The organism is Saccharomonospora amisosensis (assembly GCF_011761185.1).
Lineage (GTDB): Bacteria > Actinomycetota > Actinomycetes > Mycobacteriales > Pseudonocardiaceae > Saccharomonospora_A > Saccharomonospora_A amisosensis.
This window is the reverse complement of the sequence record NZ_JAAOYM010000001.1, coordinates 2,347,063-2,366,415: the sequence shown is the minus strand read 5'-3', so window position 1 is coordinate 2,366,415 and position 19,353 is coordinate 2,347,063. Positions and strand designations below refer to the sequence as shown.

Genomic DNA, 19,353 nt, shown 5'->3' with positions numbered 1-19,353 from the left:
GGCACACATGCGAAGAATCCCCGCTCGGCGTGCACTGTGGACCTCGGTGGGGCTGCTCGGCGCCGCCGTGCCCGCAACCGTGCTGACGGTCGCGCTGTGGCCCTCCCCCGAGTCACGTGAACCCGAAGCGGTTTCCGATCGGCCCGCGGCCACGCAGTCGGTACTCGACGAGATCCGTGACCTGCGGCTGCGCACCCTCACCCCGGCGAGCACGGCGGGCGGCACCACCGCGCCACCGGCCACGCGGCCGGGCGAGGATGTGACCGTGGTGGTGACCCAGCAGCCGGTGCGGCCTACCGCCGAGGTGGACGCGGTGGACTCCCGCGCCGAGATGGTGGAGCGCAGGGCCATGGAGTCGCACCCCCGGCCGCCGGAGTCGCCCGTCATCGCGCCGGGTATCCAGTCGTCGATCGACGCCTCGGACGAAGATCCGATCGACCTCGGCACGCTCGTCCCACCCGACGAGCCTGCGTACTCGCCGTCGCAGCAACGTCCCTGAAACGCGAAAACGGCCGCCCTCCCACGACGCGAGGTGGGAGGGCGGCCGTTTCGCCGGCTCGGTTAGAGCTTGCCCGCCTTCAGCGAGTCGATGAAGTCGGGGTTGTCCTTGAGCCACTGCTCGACCGACTCGGCGTTCTTCTCACCCTTGTTCTCGAAGAACATGATCTTCTCGAGTGAGCTGAGCTGCTCGTCGGTCATCTTGAAGTTGCCGATCCACTCGGCGGCCTGCGGCAGGTCCTCGGAGAACCCTGGACGCGCGAAGGAGTGAATCTCCTCGGGGTCGCCGAGCGCGTTCTTCGGGTCCTTCAGGTCGCGGATCGGGAACGCGTCGTAGGCCCAGTGCGGCCGCCACAGCGTGACCACCACGTTCTCGCCCCTGTCGATGGCGCCCTGCAGCTCGGCCAGCATGGCCGGAGTGGAGGACTCGACCAGTTTCATGTTCTCCAGGCCGTACTGCGGGATCACCTGCTCCTTGGTGATCTTCGTCAGCCCGGCGCCCGGCTCGATCCCGACGATCTTGCCGCCGAACTGGTCGGCCGCACCGGCCAGTTCGTCCAGCGACTGGATGGGCGCGTCCTCGTTCACCGCGATGGTCAGCGGCGCGTTGTCGTACCAGACCCCGAGGTCCTCCAGGTCCTCGCCGTGTTCCTTCCAGTAGTCCTCGTGGGTGGCGGGCAGCCACGCGTCGAACGACACGTCGAACTGGCCCTGCGCCACGCCCGCGTAGATGGGGCCGGGATCGGCGGTCTCGTAGCTGACGTTGGCCCCTTCCTGCTCCAGGATGTGGCCCCACAGGTAGGAAGCGGCGATGCCTTCCTCCCACCCGTTGAACACACCGATGGTGATGTCCTGGCCCTGCAGCGAACCTTCGCCGCCCTGGCCCGCCTGCTGGTCTCCGTCGCCGCCGTCACCGCCACCGCAGGCGGCCAGCAGCAGCGCACCGGCGGCGAGCCCGGCGATCAGTCGCGCGGACCTTCCGAACTTGCTCACTCGCATCTCAATCTCTCCTAGGGCATCCGAACTGGTTACCCGCGTTGTGACTGTTCGCTCGTGACGGCTCACGCGGTCTTCTGCAGACGCGCGACCGCCGACCGCGACCCGAGAGCCGCGGTCACCCTGTCCAGGTAGATCGCGAGGATCACCACGGACAGCCCGGCCTCGACACCGAGGCCGACGTCCAATTGGGAAATAGCGGAAAGCACCTGCTGGCCCAGCCCCGGTGCGCCGACGAACCCGGCAAGCACCACCATCGACAGCGACAGCATGATGACCTGGTTGATCCCTGCCATGATCGTCGGCATGGCCAGCGGAAGCTGGATGTTGCGCAGGATGGCACCCGGCGTGCTGCCGAAGGCATGCCCGGCCTCCACCACCTCGGAATCGACCTGCCGGATGCCCAACTCGGTGAGCCGGATACCCGGCGGCATCGCGAAGATCACGGTCGCCACCATGCCCGCCTGCGGCCCGACGCCGATCAGCACCACTCCGGGAATGAGGTACACCAGCGGCGGCATGGTCTGCATGAGGTCCAGCACCGGCCGCAAGACGTTGCTCACGACGCGATATCGAGCGGCGAGGATGCCGATCGGAACCGCCAGCACCGCCGCCACGACCACTGTGATGATCACCAGCGCCAGCGTCTGCATCGCGTTGTCCCACTGGTCGATCAGCATGATGAACAGCAGCGACAGCGCTCCGCCGATCCCCAGCTTCCAACCACGTGCCAGCCACGCGAGCGCACCGAGGATGAGGATCATCGCCCAGGCCGGCGGCAGCGTCAGCAGGCTGGACAACTCCTCGAACGACCACACCAGGAAATCGCGGATCCCGCTGAGCACGGGCCGGAAGTTGTCGAGCAGCCAGTCGACGAAGTCGTCCACCCACTCGCCGAGTGGGATGCGCCACTCATCCACGGCTGACCTCCCCGCGCTCGGCGTGGTTGGAGCCGTCCTCGCTCATCGCGGCGAGCAGTGCCTCGCGCCCGACGACCCCCACCACGCGCTGTGTCTCGTCCACCACGGCCACCGGCAGGGCGCTGCTCGCGGCCGCTCCGAACACCTCCACCAGCGGTGTGCCCGGCCCGACCGTTGGCTGGCCGGGGTCGGGCGTCCCACCGTCGGCGCGCTCCATGACAGCACCCGCCGTCAGCACCCGACTGCGGTCGACGTCCTGCACGAACTGGGCGACGTAGTCGTTGGCGGGCGAACGCAGAATGCCCTCGGCGGTGTCGATCTGCACGATCCTGCCTGCGCGCATCATGGCGATCCGGTCGCCCAGCCGCATGGCCTCGTTCAGGTCGTGGGTGATGAACACGATGGTCTTGCCGAGGCGATGCTGCAGTTCCAGCAACTGATCCTGCATCTCCCTGCGGATGAGCGGGTCCAGCGCGGAGAACGCCTCGTCCATGAGCATGATCTCGGTCTCGGCGGCGAGCGCGCGGGCAAGGCCGACCCGCTGCCGCATACCACCGGAGAGCTGGTGCGGGAGCCGGTCCTCCCAGCCCTTCAACCCGACCATCTCCAGCGCTTCCCTCGCCTTGTCAGCACGGTCGGGTTTGCTCACCCCGCGCACCTTCAGCGGGTACGCGGCGTTTTCCAGCACCGTCCGATGCGGAAGCAGCGCGAAGTGCTGAAACACCATGCTCATCCGGTCGCGGCGCAACTCTCGCAGTGCGGCGTCGTCGAGCGCGGCCACGTCGTCGTCACCGACGTAGACATGCCCCGCCGTGGCGGGTAGCAGTCCGTTCAGCATCCGGATCAACGTGGACTTGCCCGATCCCGACAGTCCCATCACCACGAAGATCTCGCCCGGTCGCACCTCGAACGTCACGTCGATGACGGCAGCGGTGACTCCGAGCGAGGTCACCTCCTCGCTCGTGGCCCCGTCCCGCAGCCGACGCAGCGCCTCGTCGGCGCGCCGACCGAAGATCTTGTAGAGGCCTTCCGTCCGTATCGCGGCCACAATCACCTTTCACTCGGGTGGGACGAGCGTGGCCCGGCGCGATCACCGCGCGTGCCCGTCGTGTCACGTTCAGCACGACGGCCAGGGCCATTCGGGACCCGTCCTCTCGTCGTTCCTAAGCAACCTACCTGTTTCGGAACGGGCGTTACGACAACGGGCGGACAACAACGACGAACCCACCGGCCAATCGAGACCTGGTCGTAACACTCCGCGCTTCATCTGAAGGAAAATAGTACTCCATCCGTACCAAATGGCCGTGCTACTTACGGGCGTATGGATTCGCTACGTCACATCGTCATCGCGGTCACACCAGGATCCATCCTTGCGAGCGAACCGGTTCGACATGCGAGCCCGCGTGGGATTCGCGGGGGTCGGGGCTCGCTGCCCTTTCGCCGCCTTGTCCACTGCGGACAGCAGATCGAAAGATCGAGTATCGACAGGGAAAAATGACTGCCAGATTCGCACGGGACACCATTTCGGAGGCGGAAACCACCGGCAGTCCGGAAGTCCACTGCGGACTTGCTTGCCACCGGGAGTGACAGCGGAGGGGCTCGGCCCGCCCCGCGCCGGCACCGCCCAGCCCTCGCACGGCAGGCCGAGCCGGACTAGCGACTTGACAGACGAACCAGACTTCGTCAATCTCGATGGGGAGGGGAGTACCTCCACCAGCGGCTTTCGTCGTCAGCACGATCCGGCCGATCCGGATCTGGCGCAGGCGGCCCGCGATGCCAACCTCGCGGGTCGAGGGAGACCTCAGCGCCTTCCTCGGCGCGGGCAACCATGAACGCGCCGACGATCACGAAGAGGACTCCCAACGTGCGAGCAACACCACACCAACCGACCGTGCCCGCATCCGCCCGGCCAGCCACCCCGGCGCGGGCCCTGCGAACCCTGCTCGAAGGCAACCGCCGGTTCGTCACCGGTCAGCCACGGCACCCCAACCAGGACGCTGCCAGGCGGCAGGGCGTGAACGCGCAGCGACCGTTCGCGGTGGTGCTCGGCTGCTCCGACTCCCGGCTGGCAGCGGAGATCATCTTCGACCGGGGGCTCGGTGACCTGTTCGTCGTGCGTACCGTCGGCCACCTGGTCGGCACCGACGTTCTCGCCAGCGTCGAGTTCGGTGTCACGGCGCTGCGCGCACCACTTGTCGTCGTTCTCGGCCACGACAACTGCGAAGCCATCGGTTCCGCGATCAGGGCCTACGACACCGGAGTCATGCCGCCGGGTTTTCTGCGGCACATCGTCGAGCGACTCAGCCCTGAGATCGTCACCGCGCACACGGCCGGCATCACCGAGAGTGACGCCATCGGCAGGCGCCACGTGCACAACACCACCGAACTGCTCCTGGACCGTTCGAGGCCGCTGGCCGACGCGGTCGCCGGGCACCGCAGCGCCGTGGTGGGCCTCACCTACCAACTCGACAACGGGCGTGTGCATGTCGTGGCGCGCCATGGTCTCGGCACGGTCCCGGGTCAGGAGCTGGGCACGGCGGTCACCACGATGTTGGCCCGGTAGTCGTGCGTCGATCGGTCGAGCGGGCCGCCACAGGTGATGAGCGTGAGTCGAGGGGCACCGTCGCGCTCGAACAGGCGCGGCATGTCAGCCTCGCCCTTGTCGATGAGCCTTCGGGCTGTCACTCGATAGCGCACGGCGCTGCCGTCCGCCATGGTGACGACCACCGGCTCGCCCTCGGTGACCTCGGTCAGCACCCCGAAGACACCGCGGCCCTGGTCCCGATCGTTGATGTGGCCGCTGATCACCGCCGAGCCCCGAGGATCACCCGGTTTCGGACCGAAGCGGTACCAACCGGCGACTCGCACATCCTCGGGCACTCGCATGGTGCCGTCAGCGGCCACGCCCACCGCGATCACCGGTATCCGCACGTCACGTTCAGGCAGCCGCACCTCCCGGACGGACTCCCGGGCCGGGTCGTGCTTGCCGGGCGAACCCTGCTCTGGGGGTGCGCCGGAGGCCCCGTGGGTCCACGGTGAACTCACCGCGGACCCACGGGCGGAGGGGTCTGCGAACCCCGCCGGTTCGGTCGGGCCGGACCCGGTGTTCAACCATCCGGTGCCCGCCGTGACGACCATGGCGAGGCCGAGCCACGTCGCCCCCGCGCGCGCGGTGAACCGTCTTGTCACCGCGGCGACCGGCGCAACCGCCCTGCCATGGCACCGCTCGCCAGCACGAGCAGCCCGACCGCCCCCAGCGCGGCCCACGGTGCACCCGAGGCTGGCGTGCCGGAGCCAGCCGGGACACCGGATGGCGCGCTGTGCAGCCCGCTGACGGTGAACGACACCAGCGAGAGGTTGCCCGCCGACGCCGATCCGATTGCGTGCACGAACGTGGCCGTGCCCTCGGACAGGTTCAGGTTCGCGGGGCCGAGTACCACCTGGTCGGTGCCCGCGAGAGTGACATCGGCCGACACGGTGCCCGATGGCACCTGCAGCGCGCGCTGGTTCGGGTTGGTCAGGCCGGTGATCACCGGTTGACCGCCCGCGCGCACGTCCACCGCGGGGGCGGCCGCGGTGTGTCGCACCACGAGCCGGGCTTCGCCTGCCGGGACCGGCGCGACGTCGTTGGCGAACGGTGTGATCGTCGGCTCCCCGTCGACGGTCAGGTGGGCGACGAGACTCAGGTTGGCACCCGCCTGCACGTTCGCCTCAGCCCGCACCAGTGGCGCACCCGAGTTGTCGGGCGTGTTCGCGGCATACAGCGTGACCTCGTGTGGCCCCGCGGGCAGTTGAACGGGCCCCTCGACGGTGCCCGGCTGGAAGTCGTCGATGGCGCGTTCACCGTCGACGTAGACGTCGACCGGGGTGTCCGGAATGCCGTGCACGACGTAAGCCGTGGCGGTCTGCTGAGCGGCCGCGGCAGGGGCCAACGCGAGCGCGCAACTCGCGCCGCACAACACGGCCGCTATGGTTTTCCACCTCATGGCCTAACTCCTCTCTCGGGATTCGACCGGGTCAGCGCCGCGCTGGTCCGCAATCGACGTCACCGACGTCGCCTGCGGTTCGGCGCCACAGCCCGTGATCGCGTTCGTGTGATCTCGTCGGAAGCGCTCTCGCTTCCGCTCTTCAGGGCTGTAGACCGTCCGGAGACGGCTACTGCACGAACCCGCCGACCGGACGACCCCCGGAAGGGGAACGCGGCGGCGGTGCTCATGCCGGTGGGGCCGTTGACATCCGGCGGCGGCGGGCAGTTCCAGCGCTCAGTGGCCGCCGAGACGCTCGGCCAGAGCGCGAAGCGCCTCCGCGGTGTCCGGTCCGGTCATCGGGGTGCCGTGCCCGCAGGCGAGCACGCTCGGCTCCAGGTCGGCGAGCCTGGCGACCGACTCGCGGGCGAGCCGACGGTCCCAGGTCGTGTACCACGGCGGCCCGGAGATCCCCTCCCTGCTCAGTAGCAGCCCGGCAGGCGAGTTGACCCGCAGGGTCACCACCGCGTCACCGGTGATGAGCACGCCGTCGGCAGGCCGGGAGTACGACACGTGGCCACGCGTGTGACCCGGCGTCGGCACGCATTCCCAGCCGGGCATGCCGGGCACGTCCGTGCCGGGCCGGAAAGCACGCAGGGAGCAGTCCAGCCTCGAGCGGGCGAGCACGGCCTCGCGCCGCCGCCTGCCGAGCGCACGCAGCATCGGCAACACCACCCAGCGGTCGAGTGGTCCCGCGTCGGCGACCATCGCGGCGAAGTCACCGATGGCGATCGGCACCTCCTCGGCAGGCAGGTGGACCGGGCAGTCCCAGTCGCGGGCCAGTCGCTCCGCCGCGCCCGAGTGGTCGGGGTGGCAGTGGGTGAGCAGGATCGCGTCCGGGCGGGTGTCCCCGCCGAGCAACGCGGCCGCGGCACGCTCGATCCGGTCGGCGTCGCTCGCCCAGCCCGTGTCGACGAGTGTCCAGGATGTAGCCGAGCGCACGAAGAAGACGTTGGTCCCAGCCCTGCCGGACGGACCGAGGCAGTAGACCCGCGGCGCGATCCGCCACGGAACCAGTGCCCGACCAGCGGCCGCCCCACCGCCGCCTGTGCGTCCCGCAAAGCCGCGTCCCACGTGCCCCACAGGCCAATGCAACACCCAAACTCCCGTGGCGGCAGCGCGACGCGACGCCCCTGCTGGTCTCAACCAAGCACTTGCTTCGTTAGCTGCCGAGCGGCACCATGATCGGGTGGCGTTGTGGCGAGCTGAACTGACACGACGGGAAGCGGGTGCGGGGAACCCACCCAGGGTCTGCATCATCGGCGCGGGAGTCTCCGGGTTCACCACCGCCAAGCGGCTGGCCGACCACGGGATCGACTACGACTGCTTCGAGATGTCCGACGACATCGGCGGCAACTGGTACTACCGCAACCCCAACGGGCGCTCCGCCTGCTACAGCAGCCTGCACATCGACACGTCGAAGTGGCGGATGGCGTTCGAGGACTTCGCGGTACCGGCCGACTGGCCCGACTTCCCGCACCACTCGCAGGTTCTGCGGTACTTCCACGACTACGTCGATCACTTCGGCCTGCGCGACAGCATCACCTTCAACACCGAGGTGAAGCACGCGCGCCGGACCGGGGACGGACGCTGGGCCGTGCGGCTCTCCGGCGGCGAGGAGCGCGGCTACGACGCGCTCGTGGTCGCCAACGGGCACCACTGGAAGCCGAGGCTGCCGCACTACCCGGGTACCTTCGACGGCGAACTCATCCACAGCCGCAGCTATCGCCATCCGGGTGAGCCGGTCGACATGCACGGCAAGCGGATCGTCGTGGTGGGGCTGGGCAACTCCGGGCTCGACATCGCCTCCGAGTTGTCCCAGCGGTTCATCGCACAACGGCTGTGGGTCTCGGCCAGGCGAGGGGTCTGGGTGCTGTCGAAGTACCGCAAGGGCGTACCCGCCGACAAGATGTCCAGGCCACCCTGGCTGCCGAGGAAGGTCGGCCTCGCGATGGCGCGGCGCATGATCAAGAAGACGCTGGGGCCGATGGAGAACTACGGCCTGCCCGCGCCCGACCACGAACCCCTTTCGGCGCACCCGTCGGTGAGCGGCGAGTTCCTCACGCGGGTCGGCTCCGGCGACATCGGTGTCAAACCCGCCATCTCGGCGCTGGAGGGCAGCCGGGTGCGGTTCGCCGACGGCAGTGTCGAGGACGTCGACGTGATCGTGTGCGCCACGGGGTACGAGATGAGCTTCCCGTTCTTCGACGACCCGGCGCTGCTGCCCGACGAACGGCACCGGCTGCGGCTGTTCAAGCGGATGATCAAACCAGGAATCCCGAACCTGTTCTACCTCGGCCTCGCACAGCCGAATCCGACCCTGGTCAACTTCGCCGAGCAGCAGAGCAAGCTCGTCGCGGCGCTGCTGAAGGGCTGGTACGTGCTGCCACCGGAGGAGGAGATGCTGGCCACCATCGAACGCGACGAACGCGACCATCTTGGACACTTCTACGACTCCCCCCGCCACACCATCCAGGTTGACTTCAACCGCTACGTCGCCGACCTGCGCAAGGAACTGCTGCGAGGGGCCAGGAGGGCGGCGGCATGACCGCTGTCGTGGCAGGGCACTGCCAGGACCGGTTCGCCTCGCTGCGGGCCTTGCTCGAGCGCTCCCTCGCCTCGGGCACCGACGTCGGCGCGTCGGTGTGCGTGTCGGTCGGCGGTGAGGTGGTGGTGGACCTGCACGGCGGGCGGATGGGCGAGCACGACCACCGGTCGTGGGCGGCCGAGACCATCGTCAACGTGTACTCGGTGACCAAGCCGATGACGGCACTGGCCGTGCTGTTGCTGGTGGACCGTGGCGAGCTGGAACTGGACGCACCGGTGTCGCGCTACTGGCCGGAGTTCGCCGCCGCCGGCAAGGACGGCGTCGAGGTGGGCCACCTGCTGTCCCACACCTCGGGCGTGTCCGGTTGGGCCGACCCGATCACCCTGAAAGAGCTGTACGACACCGAACCGGCGGCGGCACGGCTCGCCGAGCAGCCACCGTGGTGGCCCCCTGGCACGCGCTCGGGTTACCACGCGCTGAGCTACGGGCACCTGCTCGGGGAGCTGGTCCGGCGCGTGACGGGGACCTCGCTCGGCCGGTTCTTCGCCGCCGAGTTGGCGGCACCGCTGGCCGCCGACTTCCACATCGGGACCCCTCCCGAGTACGCCGACCGGATCGCGACACTGGTGCCACCCCCGGCGATGCCGTCCCGGGGCACGGCATGGGACCCCGACAGCATCGCCGCCAGGACACTGACCAACCCGGTGGTGCCCGTGTCGGTGACGAGCACGCCCGGCTGGCGGGGTGCGGAGATCGGCGCCGCGGGTGGCCACGGCAACGCACGCTCGGTCGCGCGGGTGCAGGCGCTGCTCTCCGGCCGTGGCGAGTCAGCGGGCGTGCGGCTGCTGTCCGAGCGGACGGTGCGGGCGGCGCTGCGACCGCGCGGCCAGGGAACCGACCTGGTACTGGGTACGTCCGTGCGGTTCGGTGCGGGCCTCGCGGTGGGCCCGGCGGCCGCGGTGCCCGCCGTACCCGGCGGCGACGTCTGCTGGTGGGCGGGTTTCGGCGGCTCGCTGGTGGTCAACGATCTCGACCGCGACCTGACACTGGCCTACGTTCCGAACGCGATGGAGCCGGGGCTGCTCAATCCCTCGCGCGGCAACGCTTTGCTGGCGGCCACCTACGCGGCGCTCGGTGAGGCGAGGGGTTCCGCAGCCACCTGAGGCGGTCGGCAGGACCGGCGCGGCGCGGCGCGCCCGTCGTCACCGGCCGATGGCCGCGCGCTCGCGGCGCGCGTTGACGTCGCGGCGGAGCTCGGCGGCGATGGCTCGAAGCGTATGCACGCGGCCCCGGGCTCGCCGCAGCGCGGCCGATGCGAGCCGCAGATTGCGGCGCAGTGTGAACACCTCGCCGGGGCGGCGGGTGCGGGCGAAGACGTCCAGGGCGTGCCGGGCGAAGTTCTCGTCGGCCGCGGCCGCGCGGTAGAACTCGACTTCCAGCGGTGACATCACCTCGGCGCGGGCAAGTCCGTTGGTCCACTGGTAGACCTCGAGGCATTCCCGCTCGCGCCGCCGTTCCCACCGCAGCAACGCCCGGTCCAGCGCTGCCGGATCGTGCAGCGAAGGTGCCGCGGCTTCGCCGAGCAGCCTGCCGTATCGCAGTGCGTCCCGGATTCCCTGTGCGGTCACGGGATCTTTGAAATGCCCGGAGTCACCGGGCAGCGCCCACCCGGGGCCGGTTGAGCGGCGGAAGTAGGACGTCGTGTCCCGTGTGGACCGCACCTTCGTGGCTTGCGCGCAGTCGCGCAGCCGATGCCGAAGGCCTGGCAACCTGTCGAGTGCGTCGGCGTAGGCAGCGGCGGGTGTGCTGTCGCGAAGCCGGTCGGCTGGCGGCATCACCAGCACCATTACCAGGCCGTCGTCGCAGGGGAAAGCCGTCCCCAGGTCGGAGCCTGCCCGCCATTGGGCCGCGACCGACCGCTGGGCGGAGTCCGGGTCGTGCCAGTATGCGAACAGGCACGCCCGCTGGTTCGGGTTGCTGCGGTAGGGCCGCTCGGCCCCGACCGCGCGGGCGACAGTGGAGCGCCGACCATCGGCGCCGATCACCAGTGGCGCGCGCAGTTCGCGCTCCCCGCCACCGCGGTCGCGGGTGCGCACCCCCACGACCCGGCCTCGGTCCCACAGCAGGCTGGTAACCTTCGTGGCCTCCCGCACCTGCGCACCGGCCTGCCGCGCGGTGTCGATCAAGGCGGCGTCGAGGCCGGTGCGGCGCACGCACAGCCCGTGGTCGATGCCGTCGACCGGTGTGTACCGTGCCCGCACGGTGATCCCCGCCCCTGTCATCTCGGCGACCGTCAGCCGGGGCGAGCCCAACGCGTGTACCCGCGGCAGCGCCCCGATCGCGGCGAGCTCAGCCACCCCGCCCGCGAACAGCAGATGCGTGGACAGTGTGTCCGAGGGGAAGGTGGCACTGTCCACGACGACCACCTGCCTGCCGGCACGGGCCAGCGCGACGGCGGCGGCGGAACCGGCGCACCGCGCGCCGACCACGATGGCGTCCACTGTGCCTTCTGCTGTCGCGTCGACGGGTTCGGTCACGGGCGATCGAAGGCGTTGGGAAGCCCGGCCGCGAACAGTTGAGCGTCGGCCTCCTTGAACGGTTCGAACTCCGGCGGCCGGTAGAGCTGGTACATCCGCGCCCGTTCCGCGTTGGAGTCGGCGGCGTCGAGCAGGCCGTTGACCGCGGCGCGGGCGGACTCGTTGGCGCTCTCCATCGTGGCCAGGTCGACGTTGGTCCGCACGTAGTCGCCGGCAAGGAACAGGTTCGGGATCGCGGTGACGGCGTTCGGCCGCCGACTCCACGAGTCGACCGTGTTGACCAGCAGCGGTGTGTCATTGGTGTTGCGACCGGCCTCGGGCCGCCAGACGATGCCCGGGTCCAGGAACCAGGAGTGCAGCAGCTCGTCGGCAAGCACCACCTCACCCTCGTCGTTCAGGTGTGCCTTCAGCTGCGCCCACACCTCACTGGCGATCTGGTCGGGAGTGCATTCCTTGGCGGGCTTGCCGAACAGGATGCCGGGCGTGTCCCAGTCCGAGACGTCCACCGACAGGCAGTCGGCGACGTTGCCGTCGCCGTAGTCGGCGCGGAAGTTCCTGCCTGCCCAGAACTGGCCCTGGGTCAGCGCGGTCAACGCCCACGGCGAATCCACGAAGGTGATGTGCCCGTGCGTGATCGACACGCTTTCGCGCAGGTAGTACTGAATCCCGGTCATCCAGTCGACGAACAGCCGCCGTAGCTCGGCCAGGCTCGGGTCCAGCGCCAGCAGCTCCGGCGTCAAGAGTTCGCTGACCCGCTCGACCGGCATTGCACACACGAACCAGTCCGCCCGCACCGTCGTGGTGCCCCCGGTCCGGTCACGTAGCCGGGCTGCGGTGATCCGGCCTCCCCCTGTCTGCAGTGCCTCCACCCGCTGTCCAAGGTGGAAGCCCACGCCGAGGCCACGCAGGTGGTGCACCCACGGATCGATCCAGGCCTCGTTGGTGGGGGCGTTCAGCACGCGGTCGAGAGCGCCGTCGTTGCCCCGGCCCATGATGTTCATCAGGAACGCCTCGGCCATGTTCCCGATGGTGCGGGTACTGGCGACCTCTTCCTTCGCCGCGACCAGCGACCGGGTCAACCCCCGCGCGACTACAGTTCGGTACTCCTGCGAGTACTGCTCCGCGCGCACGTAGTCCCACCAGGCCGTCCGCTCCCACTGCCCGAACCGGCGCTCGTCGCAGCTGGTCAGGAACACGATGAGACGGTTGACGAAGAACTCCGCCTCCCACGGTTTGACTCCCTGCTGCTTGAGGATCTCCTCGACGAGGATGCGCCGCAGACCGTCCGGGGTCAGCGCCTGCCTGGGATCGGGGAGCATGCCGAACAGCGTGGCGTCCGGCCTGCCACCGGTCCGCTCCGACTTGGAGTCGGTGGCATCGACAAGGTTGTCCCACACCCCGTTGGCGTTACCCGGTACCGGGATGCGGCGCATGCTGTCGGGCACGTGATGGTAGAAGCCGGGGAAGAAGCGGAACCCGTGCTCACCCGGCAGGTCCATCCTGCCGTCGTCGGCGGTGCCGGGCACGCCCATGCTGCGAGCCTTGCCGCCCAGCGCGGTGGGTTCGTAGACACTCACCGAGTAGCCGCGCTCGGCCAGCTCGTGCGCGGCGGCCAACCCGGCCATTCCGCCACCCAGCACCGCGACCCGCCTGCCCGGCGGCGATGTCAGCGCCCAGCCGGCAGGCGCGAAGATGCCGGTCGCCGCGGCGGCGAGGGTCGCGCCGTGCACGAAACGACGTCGAGAGATTCCGCTGCTGCTCATCGAGGCCGACTCCTTTGTCAACCGGACCAGACCAGTACCGATATATAGCTACCAACACATGTGTTGGTTAGTCAAGCAAAGACCACGCGACGAAAAGCCAGGAGGCACAACGAAGGACGCATTGCTAACCTCCAGGTATGTCGGTACAGCCTCGACTCAAGGCACCCGCGCGTCGAGCTAACATCGTCGCCGCCGCGCTGGACGCGTTCGCCTCGGGTGGGTACGGCGCCACCGGCATGGGCGATGTCGCCCGGCTGTCCGGAGTCACTCGCGCGGTGCTCTACGACCATTTCGCCTCGAAGAAGGCGCTCTTCCTCGCGGTGCTGGAGGAGCAGCGGGCCACGTTTCTCGGCTTCATCGCCGCGCGCATCACGGGTGAAGGCAGCAAGTCCGAACGCATGCTGGCAACGACCGAAGCGGTGTTCCACTTCGCTGAGCGCTATCCGAACGCCTGGCGCATGCTGTTCGTCAACGCCACGCACGGCGACCCGGACATCGACGCGGCGTGGAACGACGTCGCGGTGTCCCTCAACCATGCTGTCACCCGGCTACTGGCCGACGACCTGCGTACCGCCGACATCGATCCGGACGACCAGCGGGCGGCGCTGCTGGTCGAGATGTTGATCGGAGCCCTTACCAGGGCCGTCGAGTGGCGCCGAAAGCACGGCGGGCTGACCCGCGCCGAGGCTGTCGACACCGCGATGGACCTGTTGTGGAGCGGCCTTGCCGCGACGGCGTCGTACCAACCCGAGGCCGGGGCGCGATCAGACACGAAGCCGCCCCCTGCCGCCGGATCTCGGCGGTAGCTCGGGGCAGCCTTTCGGCAGGCCTTCGCGACGGCTCCGCCCGGCCCAACCGCGGGCGCTACCGGAACGGGTATTGCTCGACCAGCACGCCGGGAGCCGAGAGTCGCCAGGCCTCGTACACCAGCTCTGCCAACTCGTCGGACTCGATCTTGTCCAGATGCACCACGACCCAGCCGAACCCGCCTGCCGTGAACTGGGCCTCGAACACCTCCGGCCGCTCGGACACGAGCGCGACCTGCTCCGACAACGGCTGTTTCAGCCCCACCGTCTCGGTCCTCGGCCAGTGGTAGCCGAACCGTTTGCCGCGCACGTCGAACGCCGTGTAGTCGCGGGACTCGGCGCGTTCGACCTCCGCGAGTCCGGCCACGATCCGTAGCCACTCCGTGCTGGACACTCCCATGCCCGCCATTCTCCGGCAGCCACCGACATTCCGGCCGGGTCAGTCGAGTAGGCCCAGTTCCTCCCGCAACAGCGCCGCGGCACCAGCCAAGGCGCGCAGCTTGCCCTCCGCGGCGGACCGGGGCAGGTACTTCATCCCGCAGTCGGGGGCGAGAACGAGTTGCCGAGGCGGAAGCCGGTCGAACGCCCTGCGCACGCGACGTGCGACCACCTCGACAGTTTCCACCGCAGGGGTGGACAGGTCCAGCACCCCGAGGATGACCGTCTTGTCGGACAGGTCGGCGAGCACCCCGAGGTCGAGGTTGGACTGTGCGGTCTCGATGGAGATCTGATCCACCGGACAGCCCGCCAGCTCCGGCAGGAACGAGTAGCCCTCCGGCCGCTCGTGGATGATCGCCGCGTACCCGAAGCACAGGTGCACCGCGGTGGTGCCGGTGATTCCCTCCAGTGCGGCGTTGAGCGTGGCAAGGCCGTACTCGCGGGCGGCGGCGGGCCGCGCCTGCAGGTACGGCTCGTCGAGCTGCACCACGTCCGCTCCCGCCTCGAACAGGTCCGCCACCTCGGCGTTGACGGCCTGCGCGTAGGCCATCGCCGCCGAGGCGTCGTCGGGGTAGTAGTCGTTCTGCGCCTGCTGCGCCATCGTGAAGGGGCCGGGAACGGTCATCTTGATCACGCGGTCGGTGTGCGCTCTGAGGAAGCGCAGGTCGTCCACCTGTACCGGGTGCGTCCGGCGAATCGGCCCGACGATGCGCGGAACCGGGTTCGGGTGGCCGCTGCGGTCCAGCGCCGTCCCGGGATTGTCGACGTCGACGCCCTGCAACGCGGTGGCGAAGTGGTTGGAGTAGCTTTCCCTCCGGATCTCGCCGTCGGTGACGATGTCGAGTCCGGCCAGCTCCTGCGCCCGCACGGCCACCACCGTGGCGTCGTCCTGGGCCTCGGCAAGGAATTCCGGCGCGATTCGCCACAGCTCCTTCGCCCGCACTCTCGGCGGGAAGCGGTCCGCGAGCCGGGCCCTGTCGATCAGCCATTCCGGCTGCGCGTAGCTGCCCACCAGCGAGGTCGGCAGCGGTGGCAACGATGCCGGCACGGTCACTAGTGCACTCTCTTCCGTGCAGACGCCAGAACGGCGGATGTGGTAGGAACCAGGCGGAAGCCGGGGTGACGGCCTGGTTCGGTCGCCCCTCGTGGGCTTGCATGACACTGCCGTCCCCGGCTTCTCCGGAACCGCGAAGCGATGACAAAGGGACGCGCCGTAGAGCGCCGGTTAGTGACCACTCTGCTGTCGGTTCCCTCGCCTCCGCCTGGCCACTGCCCCGTGCGAGCAGGAAGGCGACACAGTTGCCGCAGCATGACGGGCCGTTGTTCTTTGTCGGGATCGACTGGGCAGCGGCCGAGCACGCCGTGTGCGTGCTGGACCGGGACGGCCGCAAGGTCGCCGCGTTCACCATCGACCACACCGCCGCCGGCTTCACCGGTCTGGCCGCCCGGCTGGACAAGCACGCCGAGCCGGAGGACATGCCGGTCGCGATCGAGCGTCCGGACGGCCGATTGGTCGACGCGCTGCTGGAGGCCGGGCACCCGGTGATGCCGGTCAAGCCCAACGCGATCAAGACCTGGCGCGAGTCCGAGGTCCTCTCCGGCGCCAAGTCCGATCCCGGCGACGCGCACGTGATCGCCGACTACCTGCGGGTGCGCATCCACCGGCTGCGCCCCGCCCCGCCGTTGTCCGGTCACACCAAGGCAGTGCGCACCGTGGTCCGCGCCCGGACTGAGCTGGTCGAGGCCCGGGTGGCCGCGGTCAACCAGCTCGCCGCGCTGCTGGATGCCCACTGGCCTGGCGCCAAGGCCGTATTCGCCAACATCGAGTCCGCGATCGCCCTGGCCTTCCTCACCAGGTACCCGACCGCCGCTTCGGCCGCCAGCCTCACCGAGAAGCGGCTGGCCGCCTTCTGCGCCAAACAGGGCTACTCGGGTAAGAAGCCCGCCGCGGTCCTGCTCGCTCGCTTGCGCTCGGCACCGGGCGGCACGACCGACCCCACCACCTGCGAGGGCATCCGTGACGCCGTGCTGGCCCAGGTCGGCGTACTCACCGCCCTCAACACGGCGATCAAAGCGCTGGACCGCTCGATCACCGAGCGGATGGATACCCATCCCGACGGCGAGGTGTTCCGGTCCTTCCCCCGCGCTGGCACCATCAACGCCGCCCAGATCCTGGCCGAATGGGGCGATGCCCGCGAGGTGTTCGACCATCCCGACGCCATCGCCGCACTGGCCGGAATCACCCCAGTCACCAAAGCCTCCGGCAAGCAACGCGGCGTGTCCTTCCGCTGGGCCTGCAACAAACGCCTGCGCGTGGCCATCACCACTTTCGCCGCCAACAGCCGCTTCTGCAGCCCGTGGGCCGCCGACATCTACGACCGTGCCCGCGCCAGCGGCAAGGACCACCCACACGCCACCCGCATCCTGGCTCGCGCTTGGGTCCGGGTCATGTGGCGCTGCTGGCAAAACCGCACGCCCTACGACCCGGCGCTGCACGGCGGCGCCCAACAACGCATCAAACAACCGCTCACGGCCTAACCTTGATCTCGAGGTTGACACAAGGGGTGTCATGAGCCCTCCTCGACGAGGTTTCCGCCAGACCGAGGTTTGAGCGGACACTTGTCCGCCATGCGGTCGCACTCAGTCTGGCCGGACCGTGGCGCACCGTCAAGCACGCGGGACCCGACCGGCGGGAACTCCGTCCACAACGGACTCGCAGCGAGCGGCGAGCGCGCGTACGCGGGCCCGCCCTAGTCGAGGCAGAACTCGTTGCCCTCGACGTCCTGCATCACCAGGCAGGACTCGTTCTCGCCGTCGGCGAGCAGCAGCCGCAGGCGTACCGCGCCGAGCGCGACCAGCCGGGAGCACTCGGCCTCGAGTGCGGCCACCCGCTCCTCGCCCACCAGCCCTGTGCCGACCCGCACGTCGAGATGCAGCCGGTTCTTGACGACCTTGCCTTCGGGAACGCGCTGGAAGTACAACCTCGGGCCGACACCGGAAGGATCGACGCAGGCGAACGCCGCACCCTGCTCCTCGGCAGGCAGCGAACGATCGAAGTCGCTCCAGGTGGCGAACCCCTCCGGCGGAGGCGGCACGACGTACCCCAACACCTCGCACCAGAACCGAGCGACACGCTCAGGTTCCGCGCAGTCGAAGGTGACCTGGAACTGCTTGACCGATGCCATCGGGCCACCTTAGCGGCGCGTGTCGTCCACCGATGCCCCGGCTGCCGAGCCCGGCTCGGGATGCGACGATCTCGATCGTGATCAGCGAAGAGGAGTACCTGTACTTCGCCGACCGTGCGCTTGACGGCATGGCGGACATCCTTGCCGCACTCGGCGACGATCGAGCGAACCGGGCACCGGACCTGCCGTCGGCCAACTCCGCCTACGCGATCGTCAACCACTGCCTGGGCGTACTGGAGTACTGGGCGGGCCATCTGGTGGCCGGTCGCACCGTGCACCGCGACCGCGAGGCGGAGTTCAGAGCCTCCGGCCCGGTCAACGGTCTGCTCGACCGGGTCGCGCGGGCCAAGCACCAACTACGCGCCGACGTCGCGGCCGCCGACCCAGCCGCGCCGCTGCGGCACGAACCACGGCCCGGCCACTACCTCGCCGGACAGGGCCTGACCCAGGGCGGCGCGCTGCTGCACGTCTACGAGGAACTCGCGCAGCACCACGGCCAACTGGAGATCACGCGCGACCTGGTGCGCTGAGCGCACGCCACGACCACCCGATGGGGTCACCGGCGGCGCCACACCCGGTGCACGGCCGGAGCGCCGCGCACAATCGGGATGTACAGCAGCGCGAATGGCAGGTGAGATGGGCTCCTCTCCGGAAGATCTCGTGACCGCCGCGCGCGAGAGCGGGGTCAGCGACGAGCGCGTGCTCGATGCCGTGCGTGCGACGCCGAGAGCGGCTTTCGTACCCCCCGACGCGGTCGACGACGCCTACGCCGACGTGCCCATCCCCATCGGGCACGACCAGGTCACCACGCAGCCGTCACTGTCGGCGCGGATGATCGAGGGACTGCGGCTCACCGGCGACGAGCACGTCCTCGAGGTCGGCACCGGGCTCGGCTTCCAGACGGCGCTGCTGGCCCGCCTCGCCGCGGACGTCGTCACCGTCGAATGGTGGCCGGACCTGGCCGAGCAGGCACGACGCAACCTGCGGGCGCAGGGCATCGAGCGGGTCACCCTGCTCACCGGGGACGGCAGTGGCGGAGTGCCAGCACACGCGCCCTACGACGCCATCCTCGTCTCCGCGGCGTACCCGGAGGTGCCGCCGCCACTGATCGAGCAACTACGAGTGGGGGGCGCAATCGTGCAGCCCATCGGACGTGGCGGCCAGGAGGACGTGGTCGCCTTCGAACGAGCCGAATCCGGGCTGGTTCGCGAACGGGTGCTGGTACCGGCTCGGTTCGTCCGGCTTCACGGCAGGTACGGCTTTCCCGGTCCACGGTGACTTTCGCCCCTGCCGGCGACCCACCGCCGCGCGCGACCGTGCGATACGGCCCCGACCACGACGCGGGAGGAGACGCACCATGACCCAGGAAGTGCACCACGGTCCGAGCACGCAGGAACTGCGCCAGCAGCGCGCCGAGAAACTGCACGACGCCGACGCCGTTTGCGCGGTCGCGGCGCGCACCGTCGCGGCGCTCGGCGACACGCTCGGCACCGAGTACCGCACTCGGGTACAGGCCGCCATGCGCGAGGTCCGCACAGCCGTGAAGTGCGAGGACGCCGAGCGGGCCCGCCAGCGCGCCGAGGTGCTGGTGACCGTGCTGCGGGAGGCAGGCCTTGGTCAGGTCCGGTAGCGCGCAC

The 19,353-nt window shown here is 69.6% G+C and carries 20 protein-coding genes; 9 read left to right on the top strand and 11 right to left on the bottom strand.

Annotated features, from left to right (window positions below):
* The first annotated feature begins 7 nt into the window (after positions 1 to 7).
* Complete coding sequence (locus tag FHU38_RS11565) at positions 8 to 499, top strand: hypothetical protein (protein WP_167170052.1); 492 nt, start codon at positions 8 to 10, stop codon at positions 497 to 499.
* Positions 500 to 561: 62 nt separating this feature from the next.
* Here the strand turns inward: FHU38_RS11565 and FHU38_RS11560 are convergent, their stop codons facing one another.
* From FHU38_RS11560 to FHU38_RS11550, 3 genes are all read right to left on the bottom strand, one after another.
* Entirely contained in the window at positions 562 to 1,497 is a 936-nt protein-coding gene (locus FHU38_RS11560; protein WP_167170049.1) for a glycine betaine ABC transporter substrate-binding protein, read from the bottom strand.
* Between the two features lie 62 nt (positions 1,498 to 1,559).
* Positions 1,560 to 2,414 carry an ABC transporter permease gene (locus tag FHU38_RS11555; RefSeq protein WP_167170046.1) on the bottom strand — a complete coding sequence of 285 codons (855 nt, stop codon included), beginning with the start codon at positions 2,412 to 2,414 and terminating at the stop codon, positions 1,560 to 1,562.
* Positions 2,407 to 3,468 (bottom strand): quaternary amine ABC transporter ATP-binding protein, encoded by a 1,062-nt coding sequence (locus FHU38_RS11550; RefSeq protein ID WP_313886745.1) that lies wholly within the window; start codon positions 3,466 to 3,468, stop codon positions 2,407 to 2,409. The genes FHU38_RS11555 and FHU38_RS11550 overlap by 8 nt, the downstream gene beginning before the upstream one ends.
* A gap of 837 nt (positions 3,469 to 4,305) precedes the next feature.
* On the opposite strand from FHU38_RS11550, the gene FHU38_RS11545 reads away from it, so the two are divergent.
* Positions 4,306 to 4,977, top strand: coding sequence for a carbonic anhydrase (locus FHU38_RS11545; protein WP_313886744.1), 672 nt, complete (start codon positions 4,306 to 4,308; stop codon positions 4,975 to 4,977).
* Here FHU38_RS11545 and FHU38_RS27980 read toward each other — a convergent pair.
* The 3 genes from FHU38_RS27980 to FHU38_RS11530 form a co-directional block, all read right to left on the bottom strand.
* On the bottom strand, positions 4,935 to 5,603 hold the full coding sequence (locus tag FHU38_RS27980) for a class F sortase (protein ID WP_167170040.1): 669 nt from the start codon (positions 5,601 to 5,603) through the stop codon (positions 4,935 to 4,937). The genes FHU38_RS11545 and FHU38_RS27980 overlap by 43 nt on opposite strands.
* Positions 5,600 to 6,400 carry a DUF4397 domain-containing protein gene (locus FHU38_RS11535; protein WP_167170038.1) on the bottom strand — a complete coding sequence of 267 codons (801 nt, stop codon included), beginning with the start codon at positions 6,398 to 6,400 and terminating at the stop codon, positions 5,600 to 5,602. Before FHU38_RS11535 ends, FHU38_RS27980 begins: the two co-directional genes overlap by 4 nt.
* Before the next feature lie 276 nt (positions 6,401 to 6,676).
* Positions 6,677 to 7,696: an MBL fold metallo-hydrolase gene (locus tag FHU38_RS11530; protein ID WP_243852533.1), complete on the bottom strand. Its 1,020-nt coding sequence runs from the start codon at positions 7,694 to 7,696 to the stop codon at positions 6,677 to 6,679.
* Between FHU38_RS11530 and FHU38_RS11525 the strand changes: the two genes are divergently transcribed.
* Together FHU38_RS11525 and FHU38_RS11520 are read left to right on the top strand one after the other, a co-directional pair.
* Positions 7,629 to 8,987: a flavin-containing monooxygenase gene (locus FHU38_RS11525; RefSeq protein ID WP_313886743.1), complete on the top strand. Its 1,359-nt coding sequence runs from the start codon at positions 7,629 to 7,631 to the stop codon at positions 8,985 to 8,987. The two genes, FHU38_RS11530 and FHU38_RS11525, sit on opposite strands and share 68 nt — an antisense overlap.
* The gene (locus tag FHU38_RS11520) at positions 8,984 to 10,150 is read left to right on the top strand and encodes a serine hydrolase domain-containing protein (RefSeq protein WP_167170032.1); all 1,167 of its coding nucleotides are present in this window, start codon (positions 8,984 to 8,986) and stop codon (positions 10,148 to 10,150) included. The genes FHU38_RS11525 and FHU38_RS11520 overlap by 4 nt, the downstream gene beginning before the upstream one ends.
* A 39-nt stretch (positions 10,151 to 10,189) precedes the next feature.
* Here the strand turns inward: FHU38_RS11520 and FHU38_RS11515 are convergent, their stop codons facing one another.
* Both FHU38_RS11515 and FHU38_RS11510 read right to left on the bottom strand, forming a co-directional pair.
* Positions 10,190 to 11,524 (bottom strand): NAD(P)/FAD-dependent oxidoreductase, encoded by a 1,335-nt coding sequence (locus FHU38_RS11515; protein WP_313886742.1) that lies wholly within the window; start codon positions 11,522 to 11,524, stop codon positions 10,190 to 10,192.
* Positions 11,521 to 13,287, bottom strand: a complete 1,767-nt coding sequence (locus FHU38_RS11510; RefSeq protein WP_167170030.1) for a hydroxysqualene dehydroxylase — start codon at positions 13,285 to 13,287, stop codon at positions 11,521 to 11,523. The genes FHU38_RS11515 and FHU38_RS11510 overlap by 4 nt, the downstream gene beginning before the upstream one ends.
* Before the next feature lie 137 nt (positions 13,288 to 13,424).
* On the opposite strand from FHU38_RS11510, the gene FHU38_RS11505 reads away from it, so the two are divergent.
* The gene (locus FHU38_RS11505; RefSeq protein ID WP_167170027.1) at positions 13,425 to 14,093 is read left to right on the top strand and encodes a TetR/AcrR family transcriptional regulator; all 669 of its coding nucleotides are present in this window, start codon (positions 13,425 to 13,427) and stop codon (positions 14,091 to 14,093) included.
* 58 nt (positions 14,094 to 14,151) lie between these two features.
* Here FHU38_RS11505 and FHU38_RS11500 read toward each other — a convergent pair whose 3' ends face one another.
* Both FHU38_RS11500 and FHU38_RS11495 read right to left on the bottom strand, forming a co-directional pair.
* Positions 14,152 to 14,493 (bottom strand): MmcQ/YjbR family DNA-binding protein, encoded by a 342-nt coding sequence (locus FHU38_RS11500; RefSeq protein WP_167170024.1) that lies wholly within the window; start codon positions 14,491 to 14,493, stop codon positions 14,152 to 14,154.
* A 39-nt stretch (positions 14,494 to 14,532) separates the two neighbouring features.
* Positions 14,533 to 15,585, bottom strand: a complete 1,053-nt coding sequence (locus tag FHU38_RS11495; protein WP_313886741.1) for a uroporphyrinogen decarboxylase family protein — start codon at positions 15,583 to 15,585, stop codon at positions 14,533 to 14,535.
* Between the two features lie 245 nt (positions 15,586 to 15,830).
* On the opposite strand from FHU38_RS11495, the gene FHU38_RS11490 reads away from it, so the two are divergent.
* Entirely contained in the window at positions 15,831 to 17,069 is a 1,239-nt protein-coding gene (locus FHU38_RS11490) for an IS110 family transposase (protein ID WP_167165929.1), read from the top strand.
* A gap of 212 nt (positions 17,070 to 17,281) precedes the next feature.
* Here the strand turns inward: FHU38_RS11490 and FHU38_RS11485 are convergent, their stop codons facing one another.
* Complete coding sequence (locus FHU38_RS11485; RefSeq protein WP_167170021.1) at positions 17,282 to 17,716, bottom strand: VOC family protein; 435 nt, start codon at positions 17,714 to 17,716, stop codon at positions 17,282 to 17,284.
* Between the two features lie 77 nt (positions 17,717 to 17,793).
* Between FHU38_RS11485 and FHU38_RS11480 the strand changes: the two genes are divergently transcribed.
* The 3 genes from FHU38_RS11480 (at position 17,794) to FHU38_RS11470 (ending at position 19,346) form a co-directional block, all read left to right on the top strand.
* Positions 17,794 to 18,246, top strand: a complete 453-nt coding sequence (locus tag FHU38_RS11480; RefSeq protein WP_313886740.1) for a mycothiol transferase — start codon at positions 17,794 to 17,796, stop codon at positions 18,244 to 18,246.
* Positions 18,247 to 18,340: 94 nt separating this feature from the next.
* Positions 18,341 to 18,994 carry a protein-L-isoaspartate(D-aspartate) O-methyltransferase gene (locus FHU38_RS11475; protein ID WP_243852237.1) on the top strand — a complete coding sequence of 218 codons (654 nt, stop codon included), beginning with the start codon at positions 18,341 to 18,343 and terminating at the stop codon, positions 18,992 to 18,994.
* A 79-nt stretch (positions 18,995 to 19,073) separates the two neighbouring features.
* The gene (locus FHU38_RS11470) at positions 19,074 to 19,346 is read left to right on the top strand and encodes a hypothetical protein (protein ID WP_167170018.1); all 273 of its coding nucleotides are present in this window, start codon (positions 19,074 to 19,076) and stop codon (positions 19,344 to 19,346) included.
* Positions 19,347 to 19,353: the final 7 nt, after the last annotated feature.

What these genes read in the sequence shown, in the direction of transcription:
- FHU38_RS11535 (WP_167170038.1), bottom strand. Translation starts at nt 6,400, where the DNA reads ATGAGGTGGAAAACCATAGCGGCCGTGTTGTGCGGCGCGAGTTGCGCG.
- FHU38_RS11500 (WP_167170024.1), bottom strand. Translation starts at nt 14,493, where the DNA reads ATGGGAGTGTCCAGCACGGAGTGGCTACGGATCGTGGCCGGACTCGCG.
- FHU38_RS11470 (WP_167170018.1), top strand. Translation starts at nt 19,074, where the DNA reads ATGACCCAGGAAGTGCACCACGGTCCGAGCACGCAGGAACTGCGCCAG.
- FHU38_RS11520 (WP_167170032.1), top strand. Translation starts at nt 8,984, where the DNA reads ATGACCGCTGTCGTGGCAGGGCACTGCCAGGACCGGTTCGCCTCGCTG.
- FHU38_RS11565 (WP_167170052.1), top strand. Translation starts at nt 8, where the DNA reads ATGCGAAGAATCCCCGCTCGGCGTGCACTGTGGACCTCGGTGGGGCTG.
- FHU38_RS11560 (WP_167170049.1), bottom strand. Translation starts at nt 1,497, where the DNA reads ATGCGAGTGAGCAAGTTCGGAAGGTCCGCGCGACTGATCGCCGGGCTC.
- FHU38_RS11475 (WP_243852237.1), top strand. Translation starts at nt 18,341, where the DNA reads ATGGCAGGTGAGATGGGCTCCTCTCCGGAAGATCTCGTGACCGCCGCG.
- FHU38_RS11530 (WP_243852533.1), bottom strand. Translation starts at nt 7,696, where the DNA reads ATGCAGACCCTGGGTGGGTTCCCCGCACCCGCTTCCCGTCGTGTCAGT.
- FHU38_RS11485 (WP_167170021.1), bottom strand. Translation starts at nt 17,716, where the DNA reads ATGGCATCGGTCAAGCAGTTCCAGGTCACCTTCGACTGCGCGGAACCT.
- FHU38_RS11505 (WP_167170027.1), top strand. Translation starts at nt 13,425, where the DNA reads ATGTCGGTACAGCCTCGACTCAAGGCACCCGCGCGTCGAGCTAACATC.
- FHU38_RS11510 (WP_167170030.1), bottom strand. Translation starts at nt 13,287, where the DNA reads ATGAGCAGCAGCGGAATCTCTCGACGTCGTTTCGTGCACGGCGCGACC.